Genomic DNA, 24,894 nt, shown 5'->3' with positions numbered 1-24,894 from the left:
TAGGGCTGGAGGTCGTCAAAAGCGGGCGCGCGGGCGGCGGTGAGGGTCGTTACCGCTTACATCATAAACGAGAAGAAACCGGCGCCCGGGGCCATTGGAGAACAAATCCATCTCATTTCCCCGCCAGACTTCGTGTTTTAGCCGGATTTTTTCGAAACAGCGACGAATCTGGAAGCGCAAACGTACACAAAAGTAAAAAAACGGGATTTTATTGGCTTGGCGCGAAGAATTTATATTCGCTCGCAGATAATGCGGGTTGATTTTAATCGCTGATGCGATTTTGGCGGGTTGCCTTTTCGCCTGTTTACTTCGAAAATCGATCCACAAAATTAATGCGTCCGCCATGTTCGGATGTATCTGCCGCGAGAGCCCGTCCGATATTGCGCGTTTAATGCGTGCTAAACAGGCTTCGCGGAAATGCGCGCGGGGCGTGAAGCATCGGTTATCCGGTGTCCGCTACCGCGTTGGTTCACGTACGGGGTAGTCGAACATGCCGGACATCGTCGTTGTCGTTCGCGCGCCGCTTTCGCCATACACGGCGCCGCAGGCGTGCGCCAGTTCGACCCTGCTTCCGCTCATCTCTCGCGCTGCCAGGCCGGCAGGCTAAAGAATGGCTGAATTCTGCCGTTAACGCGCACGAGCCTATCCTGTCTTCAGACCCGCCGCCATGCCTTTGCCCATTGTGATCGCCGACGATTCACTCCTCGCCCGCAAGGTGCTCACCCGAGCACTTCCGGCGGACTGGGACATCGAGATCGCCTATGCGTCGAATGGCATCGAGGCGCTCGAACTGTATCGCGCGGGCAAGGCTTCCGTGATGTTCCTCGACCTGACCATGCCCGGCATGACCGGGTTTCAGGTGCTTGAAGCGCTACAGCACGAGGATCTCAACACGTTCGTGATTGTCGTGTCAGCCGACGTCCAGCCGATGGCGCAAGCGCGTGTGCGCAACCTCGGTGCGATCGCGTTCGTCGCGAAGCCGGTGATCCCCGAGGTGCTACTACCCATCCTCAAGGAGTACGGGTTGTATGTCTGAGCCAGTCCTCAACGAAGACCAGCGCGACGCGCTACAGGAGGTCGCCAACCTGGCGATGGGCCAGGCCGCGACCCGTCTCGCGACTCTGCTCGATACCTTCATCGAGCTGTCGGTGCCCCGCGTGCGGGTGGTTGCCGTGCGCGAAGCCGCCAATACGCTGCGCGACATGACGGGTATCGACGAGCCGGTCACGGCCGTCCGGCAGGGATTCCGCTCCGATATCAAGGGCGAGGCACTGGTGATCTGCCGCAGCGGCAGCATCGCGCAGCTTTGCGCGCTCGTGAACGATCCGTATGTAGGTTCCGCGTACGAGACGGTCTCGCAGGAAGAACTGGTCTACGACGTCGCGAACATCCTGACGGGCGCCTGCGTGTCGTGCATTCTCGACCAGTTGGGCCGCACGCCGGTGTTTTCGGCGCCGGGGCTGCTCGGCGCGGCGATGTCGCTCGACGAGGTGTTCCAGGCCAACGTGCTGGCCTGGGAAGTCGCGCTGCTCGTCGAAGTGAATTTCGCGCTCGAAGACCAGAGCTTCCGTGCGCATCTTGTGATGTTGATGACGGAAGATTCGATCCGCCACATGAATGAGGCGCTCGATGCGCTGCTTTCCAGCTTATGAATGAAACGGTCTCGTCGTTGAGCGATCTGGTTGTCGAACGTGTCGGCTTCGGCATCTTTGTGCTCGACCGCGAGATGAAGGTTCTGATGTGGAACCGTTTTATGCACGATCACAGCGGGTTGTCGGCGGAACAGGTGGTCGGCAAGTCGATTTTCGCCAGTTTTCCCGAGTTGCCGCGTGTGTGGCTTACCCGCAAGCTCGAGAGCGTGTTCCAGCTCGGCAGTTTCGCGTTCAGTTCGTGGGAGCAGCGTCCCTACCTGTTCCGCTTCGACCATGACCGGCCGATTACTGGCGGTGTCGATTTCATGCAGCAGGACTGCACGTTCATGCCGCTCACGCGCGAACGTGAAGTGGTTGCCGTGTGTGTCACGATCTCCGACGTCACCGCAGTCAGCATCGTGCAGCGCGAACGCGAAGAGGCGGTCGCCAAGCTGCAGGAATACGCGGATCGCGACGGGCTCACTGGCATTGCGAACCGCCGCTATTTCGAGGCCCGGCTGCGCGACGAATACACCCGCTGGCAGCGCTATGGCGGCGATCTGTCGGTGCTGCTGTTCGATCTGGATCATTTCAAGAAGATCAACGACCAGTTCGGCCACGTCGTGGGCGATACGGTGCTGCGCGTGATGGCGCAGCGGGTCGCCGACGTGGTCAGGGTGCAGGACATTTTCGGGCGTTTCGGGGGTGAGGAATTTGCGCTGCTGCTGCCGTGCACGCCGCTCGAAGACGCCATGCTGGTCGCTGAAAAGATCCGTCAGACCATTGGCGACACGCCGGTCGATGTGCAGGGCGCGAAAGTGCCGGTGACCGCAAGCGTCGGCGGGGCGTGCGCGCGCACCGGCGTGCCGGCCTATGAAGTGCTCATCAACGAAGCCGACGCGGCGCTCTACAGCGCCAAGCGCCAGGGCAGAAACCGCTCCGTGGCCTTTATCTGAGCGGTTCCGGGCGGTCATTCCTGCTCCTGAACTGCGGCGCAGTCCAAAGGTTGTTATACTTTTCGCCGTTTCCGGCATCCCTGCCGGTATTGTTTCGCGCGTGTCCGCGCGCGCGGACGGCATGCCCTGCCGGCTGGCGTCCTTAGCGCCGCCAGCCGGCGCTTCAGCGGAGATCGTCTTGGCCGTTCCCAACCTTGTCGTGGACGATACAGAAACCGACGCCGCTGCCGTAACCTCCGGTAGCTCGTTCTATCTCGCAATGCGCATCCTGCCGGCGGCGCAGCGCGATGCAATGTATCAGGTCTACGCCTTCTGTCGCGCTGTCGATGACATCGCCGACAGCGATATGCCACGCGGCGAGCGTGCTGCCGCGCTCGAGCGCTGGCGCGCCGATATCGACGCGTGCTATGCGGGTGCGCCGCGCGCTTCGTTGCGCGCGCTGACCCGTCACATTCATACGTTCCACCTGCAGCGCGAAGATTTCCACGAGATGATCAACGGCATGGCGATGGACGCCGCCGAAGACATCGTCGCTCCCGACGAAGCCACGCTTGACCTCTACTGCGACCGTGTCGCGAGCGCGGCCGGCCGTTTGTCGGTGAGGATATTCGGGATGCAGGAAGAGCCGGGGCGCGAGCTGGCCCATCATCTCGGCCGTGCGCTGCAGTTGACGAACATCCTGCGCGACATCGACGAAGACGCGGGCATCAACCGTTGCTATCTGCCGCGCGAACTGCTCGCGCGCGAAGGCATCGCGACCGTGGATCCGCACGCGATCGCCGACGATCCTTCGCTGCCGCGCGCGTGCGCGCCGCTCGTCGAGCGCGCTAAGGCACATTTCGCCACGGCGGACCAGATCATGGGTTCCCAGCCGCGAAATTGTGTGCGCGCCCCGCGCATCATGTCGGGTGTCTATCGTTGCCTGCTCGAACGCACTGTCGAGCGCGGGTTCGACATTCCGCGCACGAAAGTGAGCAAGCCGCGGGCGCGGCTGCTGTGGATCGTCGCGCGGTATGCGTTCTTCTGATGTCAAAGATTGTTCATGTGATCGGCGCAGGCGTTGCCGGCCTGGCCGCTGCGGTGCAATTGCAGCGGCGCGGCGCGCGCGTCGTATTACATGAAGCCGCCGGGCAGGCAGGCGGCCGCTGCCGTTCCTGGTACGATCGGTCACTTGGCGCGACGATCGACAACGGTAATCATCTGGTGTGGTCCGGCAATCATGCCACGCTGAACTACGCGCGGGCGATCGGCGCCGCAGACCAGCTGGTAGGCCCGACGCAACCTGAGTTCGCGTTCATGGATCTGGCTACCCGGGTCCGCTGGACCGCGAGGCTGTCGGCAGGACGGTTGCCGCTGTGGGTCTTCGATGCAGCCGCGCGCGTGCCTGACACACAGCCGGCGGATTACCTGTCGCTCGCGCCGCTGCTGTTCGCGAAGCCCGGCCGTACGATGGCGCAGACCATGCGCTGCAACGGCGTGCTTTGGGATCGCCTGTTGCGGCCGCTGTTTCTGGCGGTGCTGAATGTCGAGCCACGTGACGGCACGGCCGAGCTGGCCGCCGCTGTTTTGCGCGAAACGCTGCTGGCTGGCGGCGAGGCGTGCCGGCCGCTTATGGCGCGTAGCGGGCTGGGCAGCGCCTTCGTCGATCCGGCCTTGCGCCTGCTGCAGCACGGCGGCGCCGACATCCGGCTCGGTTCGCAGCTTACGGATTTCACGTTCTCGGAGTCGGGTCGGGTAGCGTCCCTGCATTTCGCGGACGAAAGCATTGCGCTCAATGCCAGCGATGCGGTGGTGCTCGCCGTGCCGCCGGAGGTCGCGCAGACGCTCGTGCCGGGTGTGCAGACGCCGGATCGCTTTAGCGCGGTCGTCAGCGCGCACTTCGCGGTCGAGCCGCCGTTCGGGCTGCCGCCCCTGATGGGGCTCGTCAACGCGACGGCCGGGTGGCTCTTCGCGTCCGACGGCCGCCTGTCGGTCACGATCAACGGTGCCGAGCGTCTGCTCGATATGCCGCGCGACGAACTCGCGAAGACGCTCTGGGCCGAGGTGGCGCTCGCGGCAGGCCTGCCGGTTGAGCCGATGCCAGCCTGGCAGGTCGTCGTCGATGAATGTGCGACGTTCGCGTCAGTGCCGGATCAGGAAATGCGCCGCCCCGCCACGCGCACGCGCTGGAACAATTTGATGCTCGCGGGTGACTGGACGGCCACCGGCCTGCCCGCAACGATTGAAGGCGCGATCCGCTCAGGCCAGAAGGCCGCGGATCTGCTGCTCAATGAACCTTTGGAACGCCGATGAACGATCTATCCCAAGTCCCGACGATGGACACCGACGCTACGCCCCCGATGTCGGAACCGGCGACGGAAGCGACAAACACGGAAGCTGTGCCTCAGGCCGCGACTCAAGATACCAATCAAGGTGCAACTCAGATCGCTTCCGCTGATTCACCCGAAGCCGCGCTGGAGACTGCAGTCACGCGCGCGACCGACGCGATCCTCGCCGCGCAGCGCTCCGACGGCCACTGGGTCTACGAACTTGAAGCCGACGCGACGATTCCCGCCGAGTACGTTCTGCTAGTCCACTATCTCGGCGAAGAACCGAATCTCGAACTGGAACATAATATAGGCCGGTATTTGCGCCGCATTCAATTGCCCAACGGCGGCTGGCCGCTTTTCACCGACGGCGCGCTCGACATCAGTGCCAGCGTCAAGGCCTACTTTGCACTGAAAATGATCGGCGACGCCGAAGACGCCGAACACATGCGGCGTGCCCGTGACGCGATCCTCGCGCATGGCGGCGCGGAAGGCGCGAACGTGTTTACGCGCATCCTGCTCGCGCTGTTCGGCGTGGTGACGTGGTACGCCGTGCCGATGATGCCGGTCGAGATCATGTCGCTGCCGAAGTGGTTCCCGTTCCATCTGTCGAAAGTGTCGTACTGGGCGCGTACGGTGATCGTGCCGCTCCTGGTGTTGAACGCGAAGCGTCCGGTGGCGCGCAACCCGCGCGGCGTGCGGATCGATGAGCTGTTCCGCGGGGCTCCCGTTACCGTCGGCCTGTCGCGGAAGGCGACGCATCAAAGCAAGGGCTGGTTTGCCTTTTTCCGCGCCGTCGATGGCGTGCTGCGGATGGTCGACGGCCTGTTTCCGAAGTACACGCGTCAGCGCGCGATCGACGCCGCCGTGACCTTCGTCGATGAACGGCTGAACGGCGAAGACGGGCTTGGCGCGATTTTCCCGGCGATGGCGAATTCCGTGATGATGTACGACGTGCTCGGCTATCCAGCCGATCACCCGAATCGCGCCATCGCGCGTCGCTCGATCGACAAGCTGCTCGTGATTCACGAGGACGAGGCGTATTGCCAGCCGTGTCTGTCGCCGGTGTGGGATACGTCGCTCGCCGCGCACGCGTTACTCGAAACCGGCGACCCGCGTGCCGAAGAGGCCGTGTTGCGTGGCCTGCAATGGCTGCGCCCGCTGCAGATTCTCGGGGTGCGCGGAGACTGGATTTCGCGTCGTCCTGATGTGCGTCCTGGCGGCTGGGCGTTCCAGTACGCGAACCCGCACTATCCGGACGTCGACGATACGGCGGTGGTCGTGATGGCGATGGATCGCGCGGCCGCGCTCACGAAATCGAATGTCGACCGCGAAGCGATTGCGCGGGCACGCGAGTGGGTGGTCGGCATGCAGAGCAGCGACGGCGGGTGGGGCGCGTTCGAGCCGGAAAACACACAGTACTACCTGAACAACATTCCGTTCTCCGATCACGGCGCGTTGCTCGATCCGCCCACAGCGGACGTTTCGGGCCGCTGTCTGTCGATGCTGGCTCAACTCGGCGAAATGCCGTCGACGAGCGAGCCGGCGCGCCGCGCCTACGACTATCTGCTGAAGGAGCAGGAAGCCGACGGCAGCTGGTACGGCCGCTGGGGCATGAATTACATCTACGGCACGTGGACGGCGCTGTGCGCGCTGAACGCCGCCGGGATGAAGCACGACGATCCGCGTTTCGTGCGCGCGGTGCAATGGCTCGTCAAGATCCAGAACGCCGACGGCGGGTGGGGCGAAGACGGCACCAGTTACAAGCTCGACTATCGCGGCTACGAGCAGGCGCCGAGCGCCGCATCGCAGACCGCCTGGGCGCTCATGGGCCTGATGGCAGCGGGCGCCGTCGATCATCCGGCTGTCGAGCGCGGCATCGCGTACCTGATGGCTGAGCAGCGCGATCACGGTTTGTGGGACGAAACCCGTTTTACCGCCACAGGATTCCCCCGCGTGTTCTATCTGCGCTACCACGGCTATCGCAAGTTCTTCCCGCTGTGGGCGCTGGCGCGTTACCGGCAGCTCAAGCACGACCGGACCACGCGCGTCACGGTCGGGATTTGATCGTGCCCGTGACATCTGTGACCGGCGAAGCCCTGCCGGTGATCGCTGTGACCGGCATGGCATTCGAGGCGCGCATCGCACGCGGCGAGGGCGTTGACGTGGTGTTTGCGGCGCGCGCCGATCTGCTCGAGCGCGCGCTGAGAGCGGCGTTGGTGCGCGGTTGCAGCGGCATTGTCAGTTTCGGGACGGCGGGCGGCCTCGCGCCGGATCTGGAAGCGGGAACGTTGATCGTGGCCGATGCCGTCGACGGACCGTTCGGCCGCGTGACGACAGACGCCGGGTGGACGGAGCGCCTCGCGGCCGCGCTCAACGTTACGCCGTTGGGCGCGCAGTTGCGCCGCGGGACGCTGGCCGCGGTCACGGCACCGCTTACCAGCGCGCACGGCAAGCAGGCGCTTCACCGAAAGACCGGGGCGCTGGCCGTCGATATGGAGTCGCACATCGCCGCCGCGATTGCTGCCGCTCACGGGTTGCCGTTCGCTGTCTGCCGCGCAATCGTCGATCCGGCATGGCGTACCCTGCCGCCCGCCGCGACGGCCGGTCTACGCGACGATGGCCACACCGCGATCGGGCCGATCCTGCGAGAACTGGTGCGGCAGCCCTCGCAGCTCGGCTCACTCATCCGGCTTGCCGCCGATGCCCGCGCTGCGCGTCAGTCACTAGTACAGGCGCGCCGCGCACTCGGTGCGGCCGGGGCCCTGCGGACGGCCTGACAGGCGTCCGAATCGGGTCGTCCGCCAGACGGCCTTCTTCACCCTCTTCCTTGTATCGTCGATCGCGTTCGGCGTCTCTTTTCTCCTTGGCTCTCGCGTAATGAGGGAAAACCCTTATATGCATCCTGACGGTCGAGAAGATGGTGTTTGTCAATCTCGATGAAAATGGCGAACCGGTGCCGCATGGCCGTACGCGGATCCGCTACGCGGACGAGGCGACGAAGCGAAGAAACAGCCGGCGCGAAAAAACAGCCCGGCAGGTAAAACCTGCCGGGCTGTTTTGTTTGTCCCGACGCATACAGAGGTGGGCGTGGTCCGTGCGGATTACTGTGTAGCGGGTTTCGGCAAAGGCGCGGCGTCCGGGGTCCCGGGCGTTGGTCCGGCCGCCGCATCGCCTGGTTCCGTGGCGTTCGGCGCGCCGGCCGGGGCCGCCTGCGGAGCGCCAGACACGGGCGTTGCACCAGACGCTGAATCGCCTGGGTCGGAATAGTCGGGAAGGCCGGCCGGAGCGGTCCCGGAAGCGCCAGGGGCGGGCGCTGCGCCCGCGCCGGGTTCATCCGGCTCGCCGTAATCCGGCAGGGCCGCCGGCGGTGCACCTGCCCCGCGCAACAGCGAGCGGCGCTGCTGCGTGTAAGCGTCGCGGACAAACGAGTACTTGTCGAGCGCCGCCTGCGACAGCAGGTCGGTGGCACCGAGCAGATCCGAGCGCTTGCTGATGAATTGCAGGCCGTACAAGGGATTACGCCACGCAGGTTCGATGTAGTTGAGCGGATTGAAGCGGACATCGACCACAAGGGCAGCACCGTCGCGGAACGAGCTCGGCCCGAAGAGCGGCAGCACCAGATACGGACCGGACGGCACGCCCCAGTGTCCGAGCGTCAGTCCGAAGTCCTGATTGTGCTTGGGCAGCCCGGCTGGCGTCGCAAAGTCGAGCAGGCCGCCAATCCCGAACGTCGAGTTGAACGCGAAACGCATGATGTCTTCGGTTGCGTCCGTGATTTTCAACTGCAGCAGGTTGTTGGCCGCGTTGCTGAGGTCGCCGAGATTCGAGAAGAAGTTGCTGATCGCCGTGCGCAGCGGATGCGGCGTCACCTTCTGATAGCCCTTCGCAATCGGTTGGGCGATGACCGTATCGACCGTATCATTGAACTTGAAGATGGCACGGTTCATCGGCTCCAGCGGATCGCCGGGCTTGCGGTCAGGGCCGGTCGCGCAGCCGGTAAGAGCGCTCGCGACAACAAGCGCCAGCGCGGTGGTTTGCATCTTCATCCGTCGATCCCTGTAGTTTTCTTACGGACGCGCTTCGGGCGCGGTTTGCCCATCAACACTGGCTGGAATACCACGGCGCCGATCAGCGTGCACAACAGCGAAAGCGCCAGCAGCCGCCCCATGCTCGATGTGCCCGGATGGTGCGAAAGCCACAGGCTGCCGAACGCGGTCGCCGTGGTGGCCGCGCTGAACATCACGGCGTGCGTGAGGCTCGATTGCAGCAGGCCGGTCTGGCCGTTGCGCCATGCCATCACGAAGTAAATCTTGAACGCCACGCCGACGCCGAGCATCAGCGGTAATGCAATGATATTGGCGAAGTTGAGCGGCATGTTGAACACGACGCACAACTCGAGTGTGACGATAGCCGAGACGAGCAGCGGAATCATTGTGCGCAGCACGTCACCTATCCGGCGCAGTGTCAGCCACAGCAGGATCGAAATCGACAGAACCGCCCAGCCGGCGGCCTGCAGGAACGCCGTGATGATGGTGTCGGCGGAATGCAGGATCGAGATCGGGCCGCCGAGTGCGCCCGGCTCGGCCTTTTTGACCGCCTTGGCGAAGCGGCGCAGCATCGTGTCGTCGCTGGGATCGGCGCCTGCCTTGAATTTCGGCGCGACGTCCACGAGCGCGTGGCCGTCAGCCGACACCCAACTGCCTGCGATCTCCGGCGGCACGGATTCGCGGGTGACCGGCGACGGCTGCAACAGTGCGGTCAGTTGTCCGAGCGCTATCCTGAGCGATTCGGCCATCGCCGTTTCAGCCCGGTCGCGGGTAGCGGCGTCTGCGGCGGCGAGCTTCGCGAGTGTCGCGGACAGATGTTTGGCTTCGGCTGCCCCCGGCCCCGGATGATCGTCGGCGGCCAGCGACAGCTGGTTCGCAGCGCGCTTAAGAGCGGCGACGCGCAAGGCGTCGGTGGCGGGCGGCGCCGGTGTCTGCGTCAGCGCGGGCAACAGCTGCTGGGCGGCATTGGCGATCAGCGCGAGTTTTTGCGGCTGGTCGGTGGGGATGAAGGTGCTCAGGGTGGTCACGCGGCCGACTTCCGGCAGCGCCGACAGCTTCGCGGCCATCCGGTCCGCATCCGCCAGCGACGGCGCAAGCACGTGCACGTTATTGATCGAAGCCTCGGGCGCATCGTTGAGCGACAACAACGTGGCCATCGACTCCGTGTGCGGGTCTTTCAGATGCAGCGGGTTGAAGTCGAAACGCAGATGCGTGAGCAACGGCAGCGCGCCGCCCACCACGATCAGCGTCAGGATCAGCACCGGCTTGCGGTTGCGGTCGAGGAAGTCGTCCACCGGCGCAAGTTGCCTGAAGCCGGGCGACACAGGTTCGGGTTTCGGCTGCATGACCTGGAGCAGGGCGGGCAGCAGCGTCATGTTCGTCAGATACGCGACGAACATCCCGACACCCGCGATCTTGCCCAGTTCCGACACGCCACGATACGCAGTCGGCAGGAACGAGAAGAAGCTCAGCGCAACGGCGACCGCCGCGAGCGTCAGCGGCACGCCGATGCTATGCGCGGTATTCAGCAGCGCAGCGGGGAGGCGGTCGTCGCGGTTGCGCTCTTCACGGTATTTCACACCGAACTGGACACCGAAATCGACGCCCAGCCCGACGAACAGCACCATGAACGCGACCGAGATCATGTTCAGCGCCTCGACCATCATCAAGCCGAGCGCCGCCGTGATCGCAAGGCCGACGAAAAGTGTGATGAACACCGCGATGATCAGCCGCTTGGAACGCAGCGCGAGCCACAGGATCACGAGCACAACCACCATCGTGCCGATGCCGTTGACGGCGGCCCCGTCCTTTACCGACGCAAATTCCTCATCGGCGAGTGGCTGTTCGCCAGTCAGCCGGACCGTCGCGCCGTACTGCGTGTCGAGATGCAGCGAAGCGGCGGTATCGCGGATGGCCTGCGACGCCTGCGCGCCAGGCTCGAGCGCGGCGTAGTCGACAACCGGCTGGACCGTGACGAACGCGCGGGCCGGTTGTGTCGCCGTGCTTTTGTCGACGAGCGCGCGCCATGAGAACACCGACGGTTGACCGGCCAGCACGCCGTCGAGCACGGTCGCGCTCCGCGACAGCAGATGACTCATGTCGCTGAGCTTTACCTGGCCGATCTGCAGCGGCAGCAGCAGGGTGGTCGTCAGAATCCCGGCGAGGCCGGTAAGGCTGGGATCGTGAGCGAGCGAATTGACGAGCGGTCTTGCCTGGGCCAGCTGGGAAGTGGTCGATTCGACGTCCTTGAGCGGCAGGAACAGCAGGCCGTTATGCTCAAAGAATGTACCGTCGGCCGGTTGGGAGACGGCGACGAACTGTTTCGGCTGCTTCTGCAGCGCGGCGGTCAGCTTGTTGGCGGCGGCATCGGCGAATTCGGGCGCACCGGCTTCGACGACCACGAGAACGGTCTTGCCGCGATCCGGGAAGGCCGCATTCATCGCGTTTTCGAGGCGCGACCATTCCGGCTCGGTATCGATCAAACGGCTGATGTCCGTGTTGATCTTGAAGTGATGCGCGACATAGAAGGCACTCGCGACGGCGAGTGCGAGCGACAGCGCAATGACCCACCCCGCAAGGCGTATCGACCACGCAACGAGGCGAACAATGGATGACTTCAGCATACAGGTGAAATAGCCCTGTCGTTAACGGCGTTTTTGGCAGAAGGGCACAAGTATACAGACGCAGCGGCCTCGCGCGCGTCATGCGGGGCAGGACGCAACGGGCAAAATCGGTATACTGGCGCCCAATGGCTTCCTGGCCGCCGGGTGGCTGTCTTTTTCACTTTCATGTTCCAGCGAGCATATGAAACGTTATTTGTCTGCTTTTTTCGCAGCGGCCGTGGTTTCCAGCGCGGCTTTCGCACAAGCTGCACCGGACGCTGTCGTGAAGAGTGCCGTCGAGGGCACCGTCGCTGCGATGAAGGCCGATCCGCAGGCACGCGGCGGCGATATGAGCAAGATCACCCAGGTGGTCGAGACGCGCTTCGTGCCTTACACGGACTTCCAGCGGACGACGCGGATTGCCGTCGGCAAGGCGTGGGCGACCGCGACACCCGAGCAGCAGAAGCAACTGTACGAGCAGTTCACGAAACTACTGGTCGGAACGTACGCAGCCTCGCTGTCGCAATTACGGGACCAGGACGTCAAATTCCGGTTCCTGCCGTCGACGTCGGCTGAAGAGGCCAGGGACACCGTTGTGCAGTCGCACGTGATCAGCAACGGCGGCGACGATTCGATCGATTACCGGCTCGAAAAGACTGCCGCCGGCTGGAGGATTTACGACATCAACATGATGGGCGCGTGGCTCATCCAGGTCTATCAGACCCAGTTTGCCGAGCAACTCGCCAAGGGCGGGGTCGACGGATTGATCAAGTTCCTGACCGCGCACAACGCGCGCAGTGCCGGTTGATTGCAGAACCCGCGGTTTTGCGGCGGGCTCACTGCGCGAACTGACAAAGGTCTGCCCGCGATGTTTTCCGGACTTCGAGACGACGTGCGCAACTCGGGCCGCTATTTGGGTCAGGCGATGCGCCTGATGGTGGGCATGCCTGACTACGAGACCTACGTTGCGCGTATGCGCGCGACGCACCCCGACCAGCCGGCGATGACCTACGAGGAGTTTTTCCGCGAGCGGCAGAATGCGCGATACGGATCGGGGGCTGGAAAGTGCTGTTGAGTTGACCATCCGCTTACCCCGAAAACAAAGAGCGCAACGGTTCGCACCGTTGCGCTCTTTTTTCTTGCGTGCCGCTCATTCACGAGCGGCACGAATACAAATGCAGGCAGCCTGCTCAACGCTCAGCTTGCGGCTGCCGTCGTTCTTTCCACTTTCTTGCCCTTACCTGCACGGCCGATCTCTTCCAGCTTGATCTCGACGTGACGCGAGAATACGTACTCGGCCGGACGCTGCTTGTCGAGCGGGATGTCCTTAGCGAACGCACCCGAGGTCTTCGGACCACGCAGGCTGACCTTCAGTGCCTTCAGCGGATGCGCCACGGTATCCATCACGGCGGTCGCTTCGAAGCCGCAGTGGACCATGCAGTCCGCGCACTTCTCGTAGTTGCCGGTGCCGTAGGCGTCCCAGTTGGTCGTCTCCATCAGTTCCTTGAAGGTCTTCACATAACCTTCGCCGACCAGATAGCACGGCTTCTGCCAGCCGAACACCGTGCGCGCCGGGTTGCCCCAAGGTGTGCATTCGTAGGTCTGGTTGCCGGCCAGGAAGTCGAGGAACATGCCCGACTGGCTGAACGACCAGTTCTTGCCATTGTTGCCGCGCTTGAAGATTTCGCGGAACAGATGCTTGGTCTTGTCGCGGTTCAGGAAGTGCTGTTGATCCGGCGCACGTTCGTATGCATAACCCGGCGACACGGTAATGCCGTCGACGCCCATCGGCCCGAGCGTGTCGAAGAACGCGGCGACGCGTTCCGGCACGGCGTCGTTGAACAGCGTGCAGTTGATGTTGACACGGAAACCGCGGCGCTTCGCTTCGCGGATCGCGGCGACGGCCTTCTCGTAAACGCCTTCCTGCGACACCGAGTGATCGTGTGCTTCCTTGTCGCCGTCGAGGTGAACCGACCATACGAAGTATGGATTCGGCTCGTAGTCGTCCATTTTCTTTTCCATCAGCAGCGCGTTCGTGCACAGGTACACGAACTTCTTGCGCGCGATGATGCCCTTAACGATCTGCGGCATTTCCTTGTGCAGCAGCGGCTCACCGCCGGCGATCGACACCACGGGCGCGCCGCATTCGTCGACGGCGCCGAGGCATTCTTCCAGCGACAGGCGCTGGTTCAGGATAGGATCCGGATAGTCAATCTTGCCGCAGCCATTGCAGGCCAGATTGCAGCGGAACAGGGGCTCGAGCATCAGCGCGAGCGGGTAGCGTTTGTTGCCCGAAAAGTGCTGGCGCATGATGTAAGCGCCCACCCGGACCTTCTGTAGCAGCGGAATAGACAATCTGTCCTCCTTAAACTTCGCGTGCGGCGAGTGGTTGCGTCAGCTTCGACGGCAACTTGAATTCGACTTTCTCTTCACGGCCCGCCATCGTCATGACTTCGACGGGTCCCAATGCGCGCAGCGCATCGATGACGTTTTCAACCATTTCTTCCGGCGCCGAAGCGCCCGCCGTGATGCCGACCGTCTGCGCATTCGCAAACCACTCCGGCTTCACTTCGGAACCATCGGCGACGAGGTAGCTCGGTACACCCGTTTCGCTGCCGATTTCACGCAGACGGTTCGAGTTCGAACTGTTCGTCGCCCCCACCACCAGCAGTACATCGACCTGTGTGCTCAACTCGCGCACCGCCGCCTGGCGGTTTTGCGTTGCGTAGCAGATGTCGCGCGTGTCCGGGCCGACGATGTCGGTGAACCGGCGCAGCAGCGCGTCGATGATGCCGCGCGTATCGTCGACCGACAGCGTCGTCTGCGTCACGTACGCGAGCGGCGTGTCGAGCGGCAGATCGAGCGTCGCGACTTCGGCTTCGCTCTGCACGAGCAGCACCTTGCCGGGAATCTGCCCGATCGTCCCTTCGACTTCCGGATGGCCCGCGTGGCCGATCAGGATCAGTGTGCGGCCAGCGCCGACGTACTGACGCCCCTGCACGTGCACCTTGGTGACGAGCGGGCAGGTCGCATCGAGCACATCGAGCCCGCGCTGCTCGGCGTCACGTTCGACGCTTTGCGCCACGCCATGCGCGCTGAAGATCGCGACAGCGCCTTCCGGCACCTCGTCCAGTTCTTCGACGAAGCGGGCGCCTTTTTGACGCAGGTTATCGACCACGTGGCGATTGTGGACGATTTCATGGCGCACATAGACCGGCGCGCCGTGTTGAAGCAGTGCGCGATCGACGATTTCGATCGCACGGACAACACCCGCACAAAAGCCGCGGGGTTGAGCAAGGATGACTCGCATAGGCTGGCGAACTCCGACTGACGCGGGTCTCGAAGAAAGCCGGTAAAAATGACTTTATCGCCGCGACGATCATATTAATGGATGCATTAAGTCCGACAAAAAGCCGGTGCACCGAAACCAAACGCGCATTCTAACGCTATCGCGGCCTCCTTGCTTTCCTGACACACCGGATACAACACCTGCCGCGGCAACAATGACCGCTGCACCCGACATGCGGAACCCTTAAACTATCAGGCCTTGTGGTAGTTGTTTACAACCGCATTACTGAATGCATTTGGGGCTCGCTGGATGGAAGTCGATCACTACGAAAACTTTCCTGTTGCACGCGCGTTGCTTTCGAAGTCGTCAAGCGCGCTGGTGGGCTTGCCGGCAGTGTCGGTTGAGGGCAACGCATGATGCTGTTTCTGTTTGTCCTTTCCTGTCTGTCGCTGTTGATCTGGTGTGTCCTGCTGTTTGCCCGTGGCGGCTTCTGGCGGGCGCGTCCCGCCGCGCCGCTCGCGGTGCCGGCACGTAGCTGCGATGACGCATGGCCTGCCGTGGTCGCTGTGGTGCCGGCACGTAACGAAGCCGACGTGATCGCGCGAGCCGTCGCTTCGCTGCTCGGCCAGGATTATGCGGGCGCATTTCATGTGATCGTCGTCGACGACCATAGCACCGATGGCACCGCCGACGCCGCCCGGGCCGCCGCGCTGCAGTTGCAACGCCCCGACCGCCTGACGGTGCTCACCGCGAAGCCGCTGCCGGCGGGCTGGTCGGGCAAGGTGTGGGCGCAGTCGCAGGGCATCGAGGCCGTGAGAACGCTCGGTTTGCCCGCCGACTACCTGCTGCTTACCGATGCGGATATCGGCCATCCCGCCGAGGCCGTCACGCAAGTGGTGGTACGCGCGGACGACGAAAAGCGCGATCTCGTCTCGCTGATGGTCCGGCTGCGCTGCGATTCTTTCTGGGAAAAGGCGTTGATTCCCGCGTTCGTGTTCTTCTTCGCGAAGCTGTATCCGTTTTCGTGGGTGAACGACCCGCGCAACAAGACGGCTGCGGCGGCTGGCGGCTGCATGCTCGTGCGCCGTACGGCGCTGGAAGAAGCGGGCGGCATCGAATCGATCCGCGCCGAACTGATCGACGATTGCAGCCTCGCGGCGCGCATCAAGCATCGCGGTGAAGGCCGGCATCCGATCCGGCTGGACGTCGCGGCGCGAAGCGTATCGCTGCGTCCGTACGACAGCTGGCGCGACATCTGGAACATGATTGCGCGCACGGCGTTCACCCAGTTGCACTATTCGGGCTGGCTGCTGGCAGGCACGCTGGCCGGCATGACGATCATCTATCTGATACCGCCGGTGGTGGCAATTGTGCTCGGACCGCTGGCCTGGCCTGCGTGGCTCGCCTGGGCCGCGATGTGCTGCGCGTATGCGCCGATGCTGCGCTACTACGGCCGTTCGCCGCTGTGGGCGCCGTTCCTTCCGCTGGTGGCGCTGTTCTACGTCGGCGCAACGTTCGCGTCGGCGGTGCGTTACTGGCGCGGCAAGGGCGGCCAGTGGAAGGCGCGCGTTCAGGCGCCGACGCAGGGGCGCCAGGAAAACTGAAGGAGTGCAGTAAGGCGGCGCGCGGCGCGATTGCGCCGCGCGCCGCTTTTGCATGGAAGGCGGGTTAGCGTTGTATTAACGCTGCGTCAACATCATGTACATCTGGATGACCATGTCCGGCGAGAACGTGAACGGCACCCAGCCGTGGCCGGTATGGCGCATCACCAGCAGACGGTCGCCGTTCGACTGTTTCTGCGCGGCCATCACCGGATTCTTCGTCGACGCGAAACGCCAGCCAGACGGTATCGCGCCCGGCGGCTCGGGCTTCATCGATGCACGCGCATTCGCCAGTTCTTCGATCAGCCGACCGATCTGCTCCGGGTTCAACGAGACGGTCTTTCCGCCGATCGTCATCGTGATTTCGTTCTGGTTCGGGCGACCGACCAGCAGCGTCAACTCTTCGGTGGCAATGTCTGCCGCGTTGTCCGTGGCAACGGCAGGGGCAGCTTCCGTGGCAACGTTGGCGGCGGGTTCTGCGCTCGCCGATGCCGGCACGGGTTGCACGGCGTGCGTGTCCGGCGCGGCGGCTGCGGCGGGAATATCAGGGGTGGCTTCCTGGGTGGCCACGGCTTTCGGGGCCAGCGCGACTTGAATGAGCTGATCGACGCCCGTTTCAAGCGCGCCGATCTGTTCTTGAAGATTCATGCGAGGCTTTTTCCGGTAAGACCCGCGATTTTACCTGTTACGCGCCGCCTATGACCTTTCGCCGTCTTGCCGACGTTGTAACAAAGTGCTTGGGCAGGTGACGACTCCCTTCCTGTCAGGTGCGGGCCGGGCGAACTCAAGCCTTCAGATAGCCCGCCTGCCTGAACCACTCCAGTGCATCGCGCAGCCCTTCGCGATACGGCCGCGCCCGATAACCGAGTTCGCGTTCCGCTTTCGCCGACGTGAAGTACATCTTGTTCTTCGACATCTTCAGCCCATCGACAGTGACGAACGGCTCGCGTTTCGTGATCTTCGCGACGGCTTCCGCGCCGATCGCCAGCGGGTACAGCGGCCAGCGCGGCAGTGCGAGTGTCGGTGGCTTGCGGCCGGTGAGATTCGCGATGTCGGCCAGCATGACCTGCAACGGCAGGTTTTCGCCACCGAGAATATAGCGTTCACCCACCTTGCCCCGTTCGAGCGACAGAAAGTGGCCGGCAGCGACGTCGTCGACGTGGACCAGGTTAAGCCCGGTATCGACGAACGCCGGAATCTTGCCGAGCGCCGCTTCGACGATGATGCGTCCGGTCGGTGTCGGCTTCACGTCGCGTGGGCCGATTGGCGTCGATGGGTTGACGATGATGGCGGGCAGGCCGTCGTTGGCGACCATGCGTTCCACCGCGCGTTCGGCGAGCACCTTGCTGCGCTTGTAGACGCCGATCGCCTTGTCGGCTGCGAGCGGCGAGGTTTCGTCGGCGGACTGTCCCGAGCTTGTGACTTTCAGCGTCGCGACGCTGCTCGTGTAGATGATGCGCTCGACGCCTTCCTTTAGCGCCGCGCGCATCGTCGCCTCGGTGCCTTCGAGATTCGCGCGTTCGATGTCGGACGGGTCCGGCGCCCACAGGCGATAGTCGGCGGCGACGTGAAACAGATAGCGCACGCCGCGCAGCGCAGCGCGCATCGACGTCTCATCGCGCATGTCGCCCACGACGATTTCCGCGTCTAGCGCTTCGACATTGCGCCGCGGACTCGTCGCGCGGACGAGCACGCGTACCGCAAAGCCCTTCTGTTGCGCGATACGCGCGACGGCCGATCCGACAAAGCCGGACGCGCCGGTGACGAGCACGAGGTCGCGATTCTGATCGGTCATTCTTTTCTGACTTCCCTGTCTGGCGTGTGAGGGCGCTGCGCGGTTGCGGGCAGCGCTGGTTGATCGTCGTCGGATTGTACGTGGCGCGCGTCAGATGGTCACCGGAGCTGACAGTCCGCGAAGACGTTCGACGCGGGCAGCAGCATCGCCACGACGCGACTAAAATGCCGGGTTGAAAAGATAGTCAGGAGATGTCCGCATGACCGGCCCGGATCTGGATTCGCGAATCGAAACGTATTACGTGCGCGTGCGGGGTCACGTACAGGGCGTCGGCTTCCGTCATGCGACCGTGCGCCAGGCGCACGCGTTCGGCATCAAGGGATGGGTAGCGAACCTCGACGACGGCTCAGTCGAAGCCCTGTTGCAAGGGCCCGCCAATCAGGTGGACAGGATGCTGTCCTGGCTGCGCCACGGGCCGCCTGCGGCGCGCGTGACGGAAGTCACCGGCGAAGAGCGGTTCACCGACAAGCGCTACGAGCGCTTCGAACAGCACTGAAACGACGCGCCCGTTTGATGGCACACGCCTTCGCGGACAGCGGAGGACCGCCTGTTACGCGCGTTGCTGCTTGCAGGCGCGGAGCACACACGGCGAGAGCGGCCAGAACAGAACCGGCCGCTTTGCCCGCAACCCTGCCGCGGGGACGTCAGCGCGCGACCAGCAGACTTTCCGCAAATCCCCAATCACGCTCGACCCACTGACGCAGGCACGCGAATCCCGCGTCGTCCGCGATGGCATCGACTTCTTCCGCGCGGTATTTATGGCTGCTTTCGGTCCAGATCGTCTCGCCTTCTTCGAGCGTGACGGTCAGTTTCGCCGCTCGCACGTGCGCACTCACGCGGCGCTTTGCGCGCAGATGCATCTCGATGCTGCGCGCCTCGGGATTGAAACGCGCGACGTGCGCGAACGCATCGAGCGGAAAGTCGCCACCCAGTTCGCGATTGACCCGCGCGAGCAGGTTCAGGTTGAACGCGGCGGTGACACCGATCGGATCGTCATACGCGGCGATCAGCGTCGGCACGGGCTTGTCGAGATCCGTACCTAGCAGCAACGCATCGCCGGGCTTGAGCATCATGCGGATATCGCGCAGAAAGCGCGTGGCGGCAAGCCGGGCGAAATTGCCGATCGTGCTGCCGAGAAACAGCACCAGTAGCTGTTCGCCATCCGGCCGCTTTTCGCTGACTTCCGCAAGCCCGGCGAGATAGTCGCGTTCATATCCGACGATCGAAATCCGTTCGATATCGCCCAGCTCGCGGCGACAGAGTTGCAACGCGGTGCGCGAAATTTCAATCGGGCAGTAAGAAGTGGGACGCTTTTTACACAGTGCTTCCAGAATCCGGCGCGTTTTTCGGCCACTGCCGCTGCCGAGTTCGGCGACCGTCACATCGCGGGAAAGCTGCGCGACGATGTCAGTGGCATGCCGCGTCAGCAGTCGCTCTTCCGAGCGCGTGACGCCGTATTCAGGCAGAGCGGTGATGACCTCGAAGAGCGCGGAACCCACTTCGTCATAGAGATACTTGGAAGGCAGTTCCTTCTGCGGGGAGTGTGTCAGGCCGGCGCGGATATCTGCTGCAAATCCGGGCGAGACGTCTTGCAATAGCGCAGGCTCAGTCATGCAGGGGTCCTCTTTCAGGTGACGGCTGCTGGCCGTGCGGTGGGCGCGCAACGCGAGTCGATGCGCACAGGAAGGTGGACGAAAGCGTCCGCGTTTGTGTCGAAAAAGACTGGTTTTGAAGCAAGAACCGCGCTTGCCGCGCGTGCGTTGACGTTCTGAGAGAGATCCGCGGCGCGTTCGCGGAGCCGATGAAGTTACGTTCTAGTTCATCAATCGCCAATGCGCACGAAATAAATACAGTGGACCTTCTGTGTGACAACCCGTCTAGAATGCCGGCTTACATTCACGAGGCGGCGCCTCACGTCATTCGCCAGACCGCCCGTCTGAGACAATCGAGACGATGAAAAAGAACAGAACCGCGTCCACGTGCGGCGCGGCGAACGTAAACGCCCCCATTTCCCGCGTCGCCGGACTATCGTTGCGGCAGGTCAGCCGATGAATCAGTATGAACCGGGACGCGGTATTGCGCTGTCCGTCGCCGCGTCGACCCTGTTTGCGCTGCTATCGGCTTACGTGAAGCTTCTCGCGCCGCTGACGGGCCTCGACATCTTCGCGTGGCGCATCATCTGGACGCTGCCGGGCGCGTGGCTGCTGATCACGCTGCGCGGGCGTCTGCCGCAATTGCGCGAACTGGCGGCGCGGGCCGCGACGCAACCCAAAATCGCATTCTTGATGATCGTTAGCGCTGCGCTGTTGGGCGCGCAATTATGGGTCTTCCTGTGGGCGCCGCTGCATGGGCGAATGCTGGAAGTGTCGCTGGGCTATTTTCTGTTACCGCTGACGATGGTGCTGCTCGGCCGCTTTTACTACCACGAGCGGCTCGACACGCTGCAATGGCTCGCGGTCGGCTTTGCGGCTCTGGGCGTCGCCCACGAATTGTGGGTGACGCGCGCATTTTCGTGGCCGACGTTGCTCGTCTCACTCGGCTACCCGCCCTACTTCGTGTTGCGGCGCAAAATCAAGGCGGATTCGCTGACGGCGTTCGCGCTCGAAATCACGTTGCTGTTTCCGGCTGCCATCGCATTCGTCGCAGCAGGCGGCTCGCTTACGATTCTGAGCGGTCGCTACGATATGTGGCTTCTGCTGCTGCCGGGGCTGGGCGCGCTGAGCACGGTGGCGCTCGCGTCATATCTGAAGGCGAGCCGGTTGCTGCCGATAGCGCTCTTCGGCATCCTGGGTTATGTCGAGCCGGTGCTGCTCGTGATCGTCTCCGTGACCTTGCTTGGCGAAACGCTTTCGGCGCAGCAACTCGCGACGTACATACCGATCTGGATCGCGGTTGCGCTCACAGCGCTGCACAGCGTGCGACTGGTGCGCTTCGCGCCACGCTAATGGCGCTGATGTTGATGCTGATGCGCCACGGCCTTACCTGCGTTGATGCGCGTTGGCCCGACCTGCGCTTCGATCGCCTCGCGTAGCGCGGGCCGCCAGCCGAAGCCGAACAGCACTTCGGCAAGCACGAACAGTGGGCCGATTGCGAGGCCGATCACGTCATCGACGAAGGCGGGCTTGCGATGCTCATACGCGATGTGGCCAACCAACTGAAACGCCCAGCCCACGAGAAAAAGGCCGATGCCCGTGCTGAGCCACGTCAGTGTCGATTGCGCCGCGAGCCACTGGCCGGCAAGGAGGCACAGCGCGGACACGATTGACATCATCAAGCCGAGCGGCACATCGAGCACAAGGTAGTAGACGGTTGCCGTGACGAACAACGCCAGCGCGGGCGAAAGCGCAAAGGGCAGGCCGCCGGCCATCCATGCAGGGCGGCTCAGCAGCACGGCAAGCGCGGCAACGATCATCGGAATGCCGACCAGATGAGTCGCGATGTTGCGCCGGTCCCGATGGTAGGCCGCGTACTGGCCAAGTTGTTCCGTCAGCGTTCTCATGGATGCCGCTCCGTGGTCCGATTCGCCATAATCGCGTGCAACAGGATTTCAAACCATCGGGTAGCCGACAATTCAGCACGGATGTCGCGATATGAATTCGAGTCTTTCTTCCAGTCGACTTGCTGATCTTCCCACAGACAGGTACGCCGCGTTGATCGACGTGCTGCCGCATGCGGGGAAGATCTGCGAGCACAGCTTGTCGCTTTGGGACGCGTACAGCCACTGCCTGGCGGGACCCGGCTCTTCATGCGGGGAGACGCCGATGATGGCCTCTATTGCATGCTTGAGGGCTCGATACGCATCAGCGCTGCGAGTTTCAGCGGCAAGGAAGCGCTGCTCGCCGTCATCGAGCCGGTCAACTGGTTCGGTGAGATCGCGCTGTTCGACGGCAGGGAGCGGACCCACGATGCCTGGGCAGAACGCGATTCGATGCTGTTCCATGTGCCGCGTGTCGCGCTTGTCGCGTTGCTCGAGCGACGACCGGACTACTGGCATGCGTTCGGTCTGCTTCTGACGCACAAGCTGCGGCTCGCTTTTGAAGCGATCGAAGACGCAGCGCTGCTCCCTGCTGCGCAACGCATCGCCCGGCGCTTGCTGATGATGGCGCGCGACTTTGGCGAGCCACGTGCGATGCGGAGTGTGCTCAGGGTACTGCAGGAAGATCTGGCGATGATGGTGGCCCTATCGCGGCAAACCACCAATCAGGTGCTGCGTCAGTTCGAAATGCGCGGCGCCCTAAAGCTGCGTTACGGAGAGATCGAGATCGTCGACGCGGAAAGACTCGCGATGCTGGCCGAGCCGCAAGCGGACGCATAGTGGGCGGACAAGCCACCCGCAGGACGATTCTTGCGGACAGAAAAAAGGCGAGTCTCGCGACTCGCCCTTGAATGGCCTCTTCCGGTTATATTCGGCGCGCCGGAAGACGCCTGACCGATGACGTTATTGCGTTTTAGTCGTATCGGCCTTGGTGTTAGCCTGCGTAGCGTTGGCTTCTTTTGACGTTCCCGCCTTCTCCTGAGAGACTTTGGGCTCAGCAGCGTGTTTCTTGTGCGCGACCTTCACGTGCTTCTTCGCGCCGGCTGCGGGCTTCGTCGCGGGAGTATCGGCCGCGGTCTTGTCTGCGGTGGCGTCGGTCTTCTTCGATGCGTCAGCATTCAAACTGGTGGACTTCGAAGCCTTCAGTTGCGCCTCTGCAGCCGCGGGCGCCGAAGCGGGCGCGGCAGTCTGGGCGAATGCCGTCGAAACGAGCAGAGTGGAAGCGAGTGCGGCGAAAATCATCTTCATTGTTTGACTCCGTGGGTTCGCGGCTGAGAATGTTCAGCGCTGCCGGTTTAACGCGGCGGCGATGACGCCAGTTGACGCGGTTCTGGTGACAAAACGTAACGGCGGCCAAACGCATTCAGTTAAAAGAAAAGACCCGCGGTGATTAAACCGGCGGGTCTCTCCAGGCTTGCATCAAGAAAGCGCGAGTGCGCCGCAAACACTAACTGAACGGATTGTCGATGACACCTGGTTTCGCGTCCGGTTCATCCCTGATCCTGTCGGGTAGTTTGCCTTCGGCCTGCAAGGCCTCGACGACGCTATCCAGCGCCTGCTTCAGCGCGAGCGCCGCCTGCAGGCCGCGTTTGTCTTTCGTGAGTTCCAGCGTGCCCGCGACGACAACGCGTGTCGCACCGTTCGTTACCGTGAGGGCGTCGCCCTGGATGTTGAGGACATCGTCATTGTTCGAGTAAGCCTTAAACACCTTTTAGCCCTCCAGGTTTCTGGTCCTTCAGATTTTCCGGAATGCCCGGAAAGCGAATGCCGCTCATTGATTCGACTTCGTGAATCGAGTGCATGTCATAGCGATTCGTCGCGACATTATCGACCACGATTGCGAATGCCATCTGTTTCGATCGGATGTAGACGACCTTGAACAGCTGCGTTGGCACGAACACCCGGGTCGGACCGATGGTCTGCAACTGCTGCCCGCTGAACATCGGCCCCGTGATGACATAGGTATCGTCGTACCTTGTCGTGAGTCGGCGCACGGCCGTCTCGATGCGCGACCACAGGCGCTGATTGTTCTCGCGATTTTGCGGCACGATGTTCGCGAGCGAGAAGGACTCCGCCATCGCTTCCTCATTCCAGCGATTGCCCGCCGGACTCATGTGACCGCGATCGAAGCCGCTGCGCTTGTAGTCGGCGAGCGTCGCGCCTTCGCCGTCCGGCAGGCGCGAGTCTTCGAAGAATTTGTTGGTGCGCACCATGTCTTTCGCGGCTTCGATGTGATCACGCGTCAGATGTTCCGCCGACCACAGCGGCCCGTGCGTAATACCGGAATGAAGCACCGCGAAATCGGCGTAGCAAAGCACGCGCGTTTTCGGCGTCATCCGTGGATTGGTCAGCACGGGGAACTGATCGTTGGGAACGAACCCGGTGCAGGAGGGCGCGGCAGCCATAGCGTGGCCGGCGACTGCGATCAACAGACAGGCAAACACCTTCTTCATATGCGGAGCGATCGATGAACGGGGCGCAAGTATAGCGTCGTCCGTCGCGTCGAACGCTGACCGTTACATCGGCATACGAAACAGATAAGGAAACAGCCGGGGAGACGAGAAAAACAGGCGGGACAAAAAAAGGGCCGCCTTGCAGCGACCCGAATACGTGGAGTGACCAATTTAGGCGCGCAAGCTTAAAAGCGACTTAAGTGCCTTCGCGCACCCGAACAGACGTGCAAGAATGATGACTCACAAAACGCTGCGCCTTGCCGCAATGGCGAGCGCGATTCCCGACAGAAGTGGAGACGAAATGGCTGAACAACACTACGAAGGTGGATGCCACTGCGGGGCAGTGCGCTTTGCAGTCGACGTCGATCTCGACCAGGCGATCGTCTGCAACTGTTCCATCTGCACGAAACGCGGCTTGATCTGGGCATTCGCGCCGGCCAGCAGGTTCAGCCTGGCGGCGGCCGAAAACGCGACCCGTGAATATCTGTTCAACAAGTATGCGATTCGGCATCGCTTCTGTACGGTATGCGGAGTCGAAGCTTTTGCTTTCGGTACGGCGCCGGATGGAACGAAAACCGCTGCGATCAACGTGCGCTATCTGGACGGTATCGACCTCGACGCGCTGCATCCGACACCGTTCGACGGCGCGAGCCGCTGATTCCTCCACACGCAAAAA

Annotated in this window: 25 protein-coding genes and 2 pseudogenes; 15 read left to right on the top strand and 12 right to left on the bottom strand. The window is 63.0% G+C overall.

Going from position 1 to position 24,894, the window contains the following annotated elements; genetic code table 11:
• Positions 1 to 15: 15 nt before the first annotated feature.
• Complete coding sequence (locus B0G77_RS30620; RefSeq protein ID WP_133665625.1) at positions 16 to 345, bottom strand: hypothetical protein; 330 nt, start codon at positions 343 to 345, stop codon at positions 16 to 18.
• Between the two features lie 322 nt (positions 346 to 667).
• Here B0G77_RS30620 and B0G77_RS30615 point away from each other — a divergent pair, with 322 nt between their 5' ends.
• The 8 genes and pseudogenes from B0G77_RS30615 to B0G77_RS30580 all read left to right on the top strand — a co-directional run.
• The gene (locus B0G77_RS30615; protein WP_133665624.1) at positions 668 to 1,036 is read left to right on the top strand and encodes a response regulator; all 369 of its coding nucleotides are present in this window, start codon (positions 668 to 670) and stop codon (positions 1,034 to 1,036) included.
• On the top strand, positions 1,029 to 1,652 hold the full coding sequence (locus tag B0G77_RS30610; protein ID WP_133665623.1) for a chemotaxis protein CheC: 624 nt from the start codon (positions 1,029 to 1,031) through the stop codon (positions 1,650 to 1,652). The genes B0G77_RS30615 and B0G77_RS30610 overlap by 8 nt, the downstream gene beginning before the upstream one ends.
• Entirely contained in the window at positions 1,649 to 2,587 is a 939-nt protein-coding gene (locus tag B0G77_RS30605) for a diguanylate cyclase (protein WP_133665622.1), read from the top strand. The genes B0G77_RS30610 and B0G77_RS30605 overlap by 4 nt, the downstream gene beginning before the upstream one ends.
• Positions 2,588 to 2,765: 178 nt before the next feature.
• Positions 2,766 to 3,614, top strand: a complete 849-nt coding sequence (hpnD, locus tag B0G77_RS30600; protein ID WP_133665621.1) for a presqualene diphosphate synthase HpnD — start codon at positions 2,766 to 2,768, stop codon at positions 3,612 to 3,614.
• The gene (gene hpnE / locus B0G77_RS30595) at positions 3,614 to 4,879 is read left to right on the top strand and encodes a hydroxysqualene dehydroxylase HpnE (RefSeq protein ID WP_133665620.1); all 1,266 of its coding nucleotides are present in this window, start codon (positions 3,614 to 3,616) and stop codon (positions 4,877 to 4,879) included. Before hpnD ends, hpnE begins: the two co-directional genes overlap by 1 nt.
• Positions 4,876 to 6,960: a squalene--hopene cyclase gene (gene shc, locus B0G77_RS30590; RefSeq protein WP_243751280.1), complete on the top strand. Its 2,085-nt coding sequence runs from the start codon at positions 4,876 to 4,878 to the stop codon at positions 6,958 to 6,960. Before hpnE ends, shc begins: the two co-directional genes overlap by 4 nt.
• Before the next feature lie 56 nt (positions 6,961 to 7,016).
• Complete coding sequence (locus B0G77_RS30585) at positions 7,017 to 7,673, top strand: phosphorylase (protein WP_133666947.1); 657 nt, start codon at positions 7,017 to 7,019, stop codon at positions 7,671 to 7,673.
• Between the two features lie 122 nt (positions 7,674 to 7,795).
• Positions 7,796 to 7,900 (top strand): annotated as a pseudogene (locus tag B0G77_RS30580) (acyl-CoA thioesterase); the annotation flags it as partial.
• A 97-nt stretch (positions 7,901 to 7,997) separates the two neighbouring features.
• Here B0G77_RS30580 and B0G77_RS30575 read toward each other — a convergent pair.
• On the bottom strand, positions 7,998 to 8,942 hold the full coding sequence (locus B0G77_RS30575) for a VacJ family lipoprotein (RefSeq protein WP_133665619.1): 945 nt from the start codon (positions 8,940 to 8,942) through the stop codon (positions 7,998 to 8,000).
• Positions 8,939 to 11,566 carry an MMPL family transporter gene (locus tag B0G77_RS30570; protein WP_133665618.1) on the bottom strand — a complete coding sequence of 876 codons (2,628 nt, stop codon included), beginning with the start codon at positions 11,564 to 11,566 and terminating at the stop codon, positions 8,939 to 8,941. The genes B0G77_RS30575 and B0G77_RS30570 overlap by 4 nt, the downstream gene beginning before the upstream one ends.
• Before the next feature lie 181 nt (positions 11,567 to 11,747).
• On the opposite strand from B0G77_RS30570, the gene B0G77_RS30565 reads away from it, so the two are divergent.
• A complete protein-coding gene (locus B0G77_RS30565; RefSeq protein ID WP_133665617.1) occupies positions 11,748 to 12,353 on the top strand; it encodes an ABC transporter substrate-binding protein in 606 nt (201 codons plus the stop codon).
• A 60-nt stretch (positions 12,354 to 12,413) separates the two neighbouring features.
• Complete coding sequence (locus B0G77_RS30560) at positions 12,414 to 12,620, top strand: YbdD/YjiX family protein (RefSeq protein ID WP_133665616.1); 207 nt, start codon at positions 12,414 to 12,416, stop codon at positions 12,618 to 12,620.
• Positions 12,621 to 12,742: 122 nt separating this feature from the next.
• Here the strand turns inward: B0G77_RS30560 and hpnH are convergent, their stop codons facing one another.
• Entirely contained in the window at positions 12,743 to 13,900 is a 1,158-nt protein-coding gene (hpnH, locus tag B0G77_RS30555) for an adenosyl-hopene transferase HpnH (protein WP_133665615.1), read from the bottom strand.
• A gap of 10 nt (positions 13,901 to 13,910) precedes the next feature.
• Positions 13,911 to 14,855 carry a 4-hydroxy-3-methylbut-2-enyl diphosphate reductase gene (gene ispH, locus B0G77_RS30550; RefSeq protein WP_133665614.1) on the bottom strand — a complete coding sequence of 315 codons (945 nt, stop codon included), beginning with the start codon at positions 14,853 to 14,855 and terminating at the stop codon, positions 13,911 to 13,913.
• A gap of 392 nt (positions 14,856 to 15,247) precedes the next feature.
• On the opposite strand from ispH, the gene B0G77_RS30545 reads away from it, so the two are divergent.
• Complete coding sequence (locus B0G77_RS30545) at positions 15,248 to 16,438, top strand: glycosyltransferase (protein WP_133665613.1); 1,191 nt, start codon at positions 15,248 to 15,250, stop codon at positions 16,436 to 16,438.
• Between the two features lie 75 nt (positions 16,439 to 16,513).
• Here B0G77_RS30545 and B0G77_RS30540 read toward each other — a convergent pair whose 3' ends face one another.
• On the bottom strand, positions 16,514 to 17,083 hold the full coding sequence (locus B0G77_RS30540; RefSeq protein ID WP_133665612.1) for a hypothetical protein: 570 nt from the start codon (positions 17,081 to 17,083) through the stop codon (positions 16,514 to 16,516).
• Between the two features lie 136 nt (positions 17,084 to 17,219).
• Positions 17,220 to 18,230 (bottom strand): hopanoid-associated sugar epimerase, encoded by a 1,011-nt coding sequence (gene hpnA / locus B0G77_RS30535; RefSeq protein WP_133665611.1) that lies wholly within the window; start codon positions 18,228 to 18,230, stop codon positions 17,220 to 17,222.
• A gap of 199 nt (positions 18,231 to 18,429) precedes the next feature.
• Here hpnA and B0G77_RS30530 point away from each other — a divergent pair, with 199 nt between their 5' ends.
• On the top strand, positions 18,430 to 18,726 hold the full coding sequence (locus B0G77_RS30530; RefSeq protein WP_133665610.1) for an acylphosphatase: 297 nt from the start codon (positions 18,430 to 18,432) through the stop codon (positions 18,724 to 18,726).
• Between the two features lie 148 nt (positions 18,727 to 18,874).
• Here B0G77_RS30530 and egtD read toward each other — a convergent pair whose 3' ends face one another.
• The gene (egtD, locus tag B0G77_RS30525) at positions 18,875 to 19,843 is read right to left on the bottom strand and encodes an L-histidine N(alpha)-methyltransferase (RefSeq protein WP_133665609.1); all 969 of its coding nucleotides are present in this window, start codon (positions 19,841 to 19,843) and stop codon (positions 18,875 to 18,877) included.
• A gap of 435 nt (positions 19,844 to 20,278) precedes the next feature.
• Between egtD and rarD the strand changes: the two genes are divergently transcribed.
• Positions 20,279 to 21,175 (top strand): EamA family transporter RarD, encoded by an 897-nt coding sequence (gene rarD, locus B0G77_RS30520; RefSeq protein ID WP_133665608.1) that lies wholly within the window; start codon positions 20,279 to 20,281, stop codon positions 21,173 to 21,175.
• Here rarD and B0G77_RS30515 read toward each other — a convergent pair.
• A complete protein-coding gene (locus B0G77_RS30515; protein ID WP_133665607.1) occupies positions 21,172 to 21,729 on the bottom strand; it encodes an Mpo1-like protein in 558 nt (185 codons plus the stop codon). The genes rarD and B0G77_RS30515 overlap by 4 nt on opposite strands.
• Positions 21,730 to 21,912: 183 nt before the next feature.
• Here B0G77_RS30515 and B0G77_RS30510 point away from each other — a divergent pair.
• A pseudogene (locus B0G77_RS30510) lies at positions 21,913 to 22,545 on the top strand (Crp/Fnr family transcriptional regulator); the annotation flags it as partial.
• A 123-nt stretch (positions 22,546 to 22,668) separates the two neighbouring features.
• Here B0G77_RS30510 and B0G77_RS30505 read toward each other — a convergent pair.
• From B0G77_RS30505 to B0G77_RS30495, 3 genes are all read right to left on the bottom strand, one after another.
• Positions 22,669 to 23,013, bottom strand: coding sequence for a hypothetical protein (locus B0G77_RS30505; RefSeq protein WP_133665605.1), 345 nt, complete (start codon positions 23,011 to 23,013; stop codon positions 22,669 to 22,671).
• A gap of 199 nt (positions 23,014 to 23,212) precedes the next feature.
• Complete coding sequence (locus B0G77_RS30500) at positions 23,213 to 23,473, bottom strand: hypothetical protein (protein WP_133665604.1); 261 nt, start codon at positions 23,471 to 23,473, stop codon at positions 23,213 to 23,215.
• Complete coding sequence (locus B0G77_RS30495) at positions 23,466 to 24,218, bottom strand: DNA/RNA non-specific endonuclease (protein ID WP_133665603.1); 753 nt, start codon at positions 24,216 to 24,218, stop codon at positions 23,466 to 23,468. Before B0G77_RS30495 ends, B0G77_RS30500 begins: the two co-directional genes overlap by 8 nt.
• Positions 24,219 to 24,519: 301 nt before the next feature.
• Here B0G77_RS30495 and B0G77_RS30490 point away from each other — a divergent pair, with 301 nt between their 5' ends.
• On the top strand, positions 24,520 to 24,876 hold the full coding sequence (locus tag B0G77_RS30490) for a GFA family protein (RefSeq protein WP_133665602.1): 357 nt from the start codon (positions 24,520 to 24,522) through the stop codon (positions 24,874 to 24,876).
• Positions 24,877 to 24,894 lie beyond the last annotated feature (18 nt).

It is taken from the genome of Paraburkholderia sp. BL10I2N1, assembly GCF_004361815.1.
Taxonomy (GTDB): domain Bacteria; phylum Pseudomonadota; class Gammaproteobacteria; order Burkholderiales; family Burkholderiaceae; genus Paraburkholderia.
The sequence above is the reverse complement of the archived record's forward strand: the minus strand, read 5'-3'. Positions and strand labels throughout refer to the sequence as shown.

Excerpts from the sequence above, each read along its gene's own strand:
- B0G77_RS30575 (WP_133665619.1), bottom strand. The coding sequence starts at position 8,942 with ATGAAGATGCAAACCACCGCGCTGGCGCTTGTTGTCGCGAGCGCTCTT.
- B0G77_RS30505 (WP_133665605.1), bottom strand. The coding sequence starts at position 23,013 with ATGAAGATGATTTTCGCCGCACTCGCTTCCACTCTGCTCGTTTCGACG.
- B0G77_RS30515 (WP_133665607.1), bottom strand. The coding sequence starts at position 21,729 with ATGAGAACGCTGACGGAACAACTTGGCCAGTACGCGGCCTACCATCGG.
- B0G77_RS30495 (WP_133665603.1), bottom strand. The coding sequence starts at position 24,218 with ATGAAGAAGGTGTTTGCCTGTCTGTTGATCGCAGTCGCCGGCCACGCT.
- B0G77_RS30560 (WP_133665616.1), top strand. The coding sequence starts at position 12,414 with ATGTTTTCCGGACTTCGAGACGACGTGCGCAACTCGGGCCGCTATTTG.
- B0G77_RS30530 (WP_133665610.1), top strand. The coding sequence starts at position 18,430 with ATGACCGGCCCGGATCTGGATTCGCGAATCGAAACGTATTACGTGCGC.
- rarD (WP_133665608.1), top strand. The coding sequence starts at position 20,279 with ATGAATCAGTATGAACCGGGACGCGGTATTGCGCTGTCCGTCGCCGCG.
- hpnA (WP_133665611.1), bottom strand. The coding sequence starts at position 18,230 with ATGACCGATCAGAATCGCGACCTCGTGCTCGTCACCGGCGCGTCCGGC.
- B0G77_RS30490 (WP_133665602.1), top strand. The coding sequence starts at position 24,520 with ATGGCTGAACAACACTACGAAGGTGGATGCCACTGCGGGGCAGTGCGC.
- B0G77_RS30540 (WP_133665612.1), bottom strand. The coding sequence starts at position 17,083 with ATGAATCTTCAAGAACAGATCGGCGCGCTTGAAACGGGCGTCGATCAG.
- B0G77_RS30610 (WP_133665623.1), top strand. The coding sequence starts at position 1,029 with ATGTCTGAGCCAGTCCTCAACGAAGACCAGCGCGACGCGCTACAGGAG.
- egtD (WP_133665609.1), bottom strand. The coding sequence starts at position 19,843 with ATGACTGAGCCTGCGCTATTGCAAGACGTCTCGCCCGGATTTGCAGCA.
- B0G77_RS30585 (WP_133666947.1), top strand. The coding sequence starts at position 7,017 with ATGGCATTCGAGGCGCGCATCGCACGCGGCGAGGGCGTTGACGTGGTG.
- ispH (WP_133665614.1), bottom strand. The coding sequence starts at position 14,855 with ATGCGAGTCATCCTTGCTCAACCCCGCGGCTTTTGTGCGGGTGTTGTC.
- B0G77_RS30565 (WP_133665617.1), top strand. The coding sequence starts at position 11,748 with ATGAAACGTTATTTGTCTGCTTTTTTCGCAGCGGCCGTGGTTTCCAGC.
- B0G77_RS30615 (WP_133665624.1), top strand. The coding sequence starts at position 668 with ATGCCTTTGCCCATTGTGATCGCCGACGATTCACTCCTCGCCCGCAAG.
- B0G77_RS30620 (WP_133665625.1), bottom strand. The coding sequence starts at position 345 with ATGGCGGACGCATTAATTTTGTGGATCGATTTTCGAAGTAAACAGGCG.
- B0G77_RS30545 (WP_133665613.1), top strand. The coding sequence starts at position 15,248 with ATGATGCTGTTTCTGTTTGTCCTTTCCTGTCTGTCGCTGTTGATCTGG.
- B0G77_RS30605 (WP_133665622.1), top strand. The coding sequence starts at position 1,649 with ATGAATGAAACGGTCTCGTCGTTGAGCGATCTGGTTGTCGAACGTGTC.
- B0G77_RS30570 (WP_133665618.1), bottom strand. The coding sequence starts at position 11,566 with ATGCTGAAGTCATCCATTGTTCGCCTCGTTGCGTGGTCGATACGCCTT.
- hpnE (WP_133665620.1), top strand. The coding sequence starts at position 3,614 with ATGTCAAAGATTGTTCATGTGATCGGCGCAGGCGTTGCCGGCCTGGCC.
- shc (WP_243751280.1), top strand. The coding sequence starts at position 4,876 with ATGAACGATCTATCCCAAGTCCCGACGATGGACACCGACGCTACGCCC.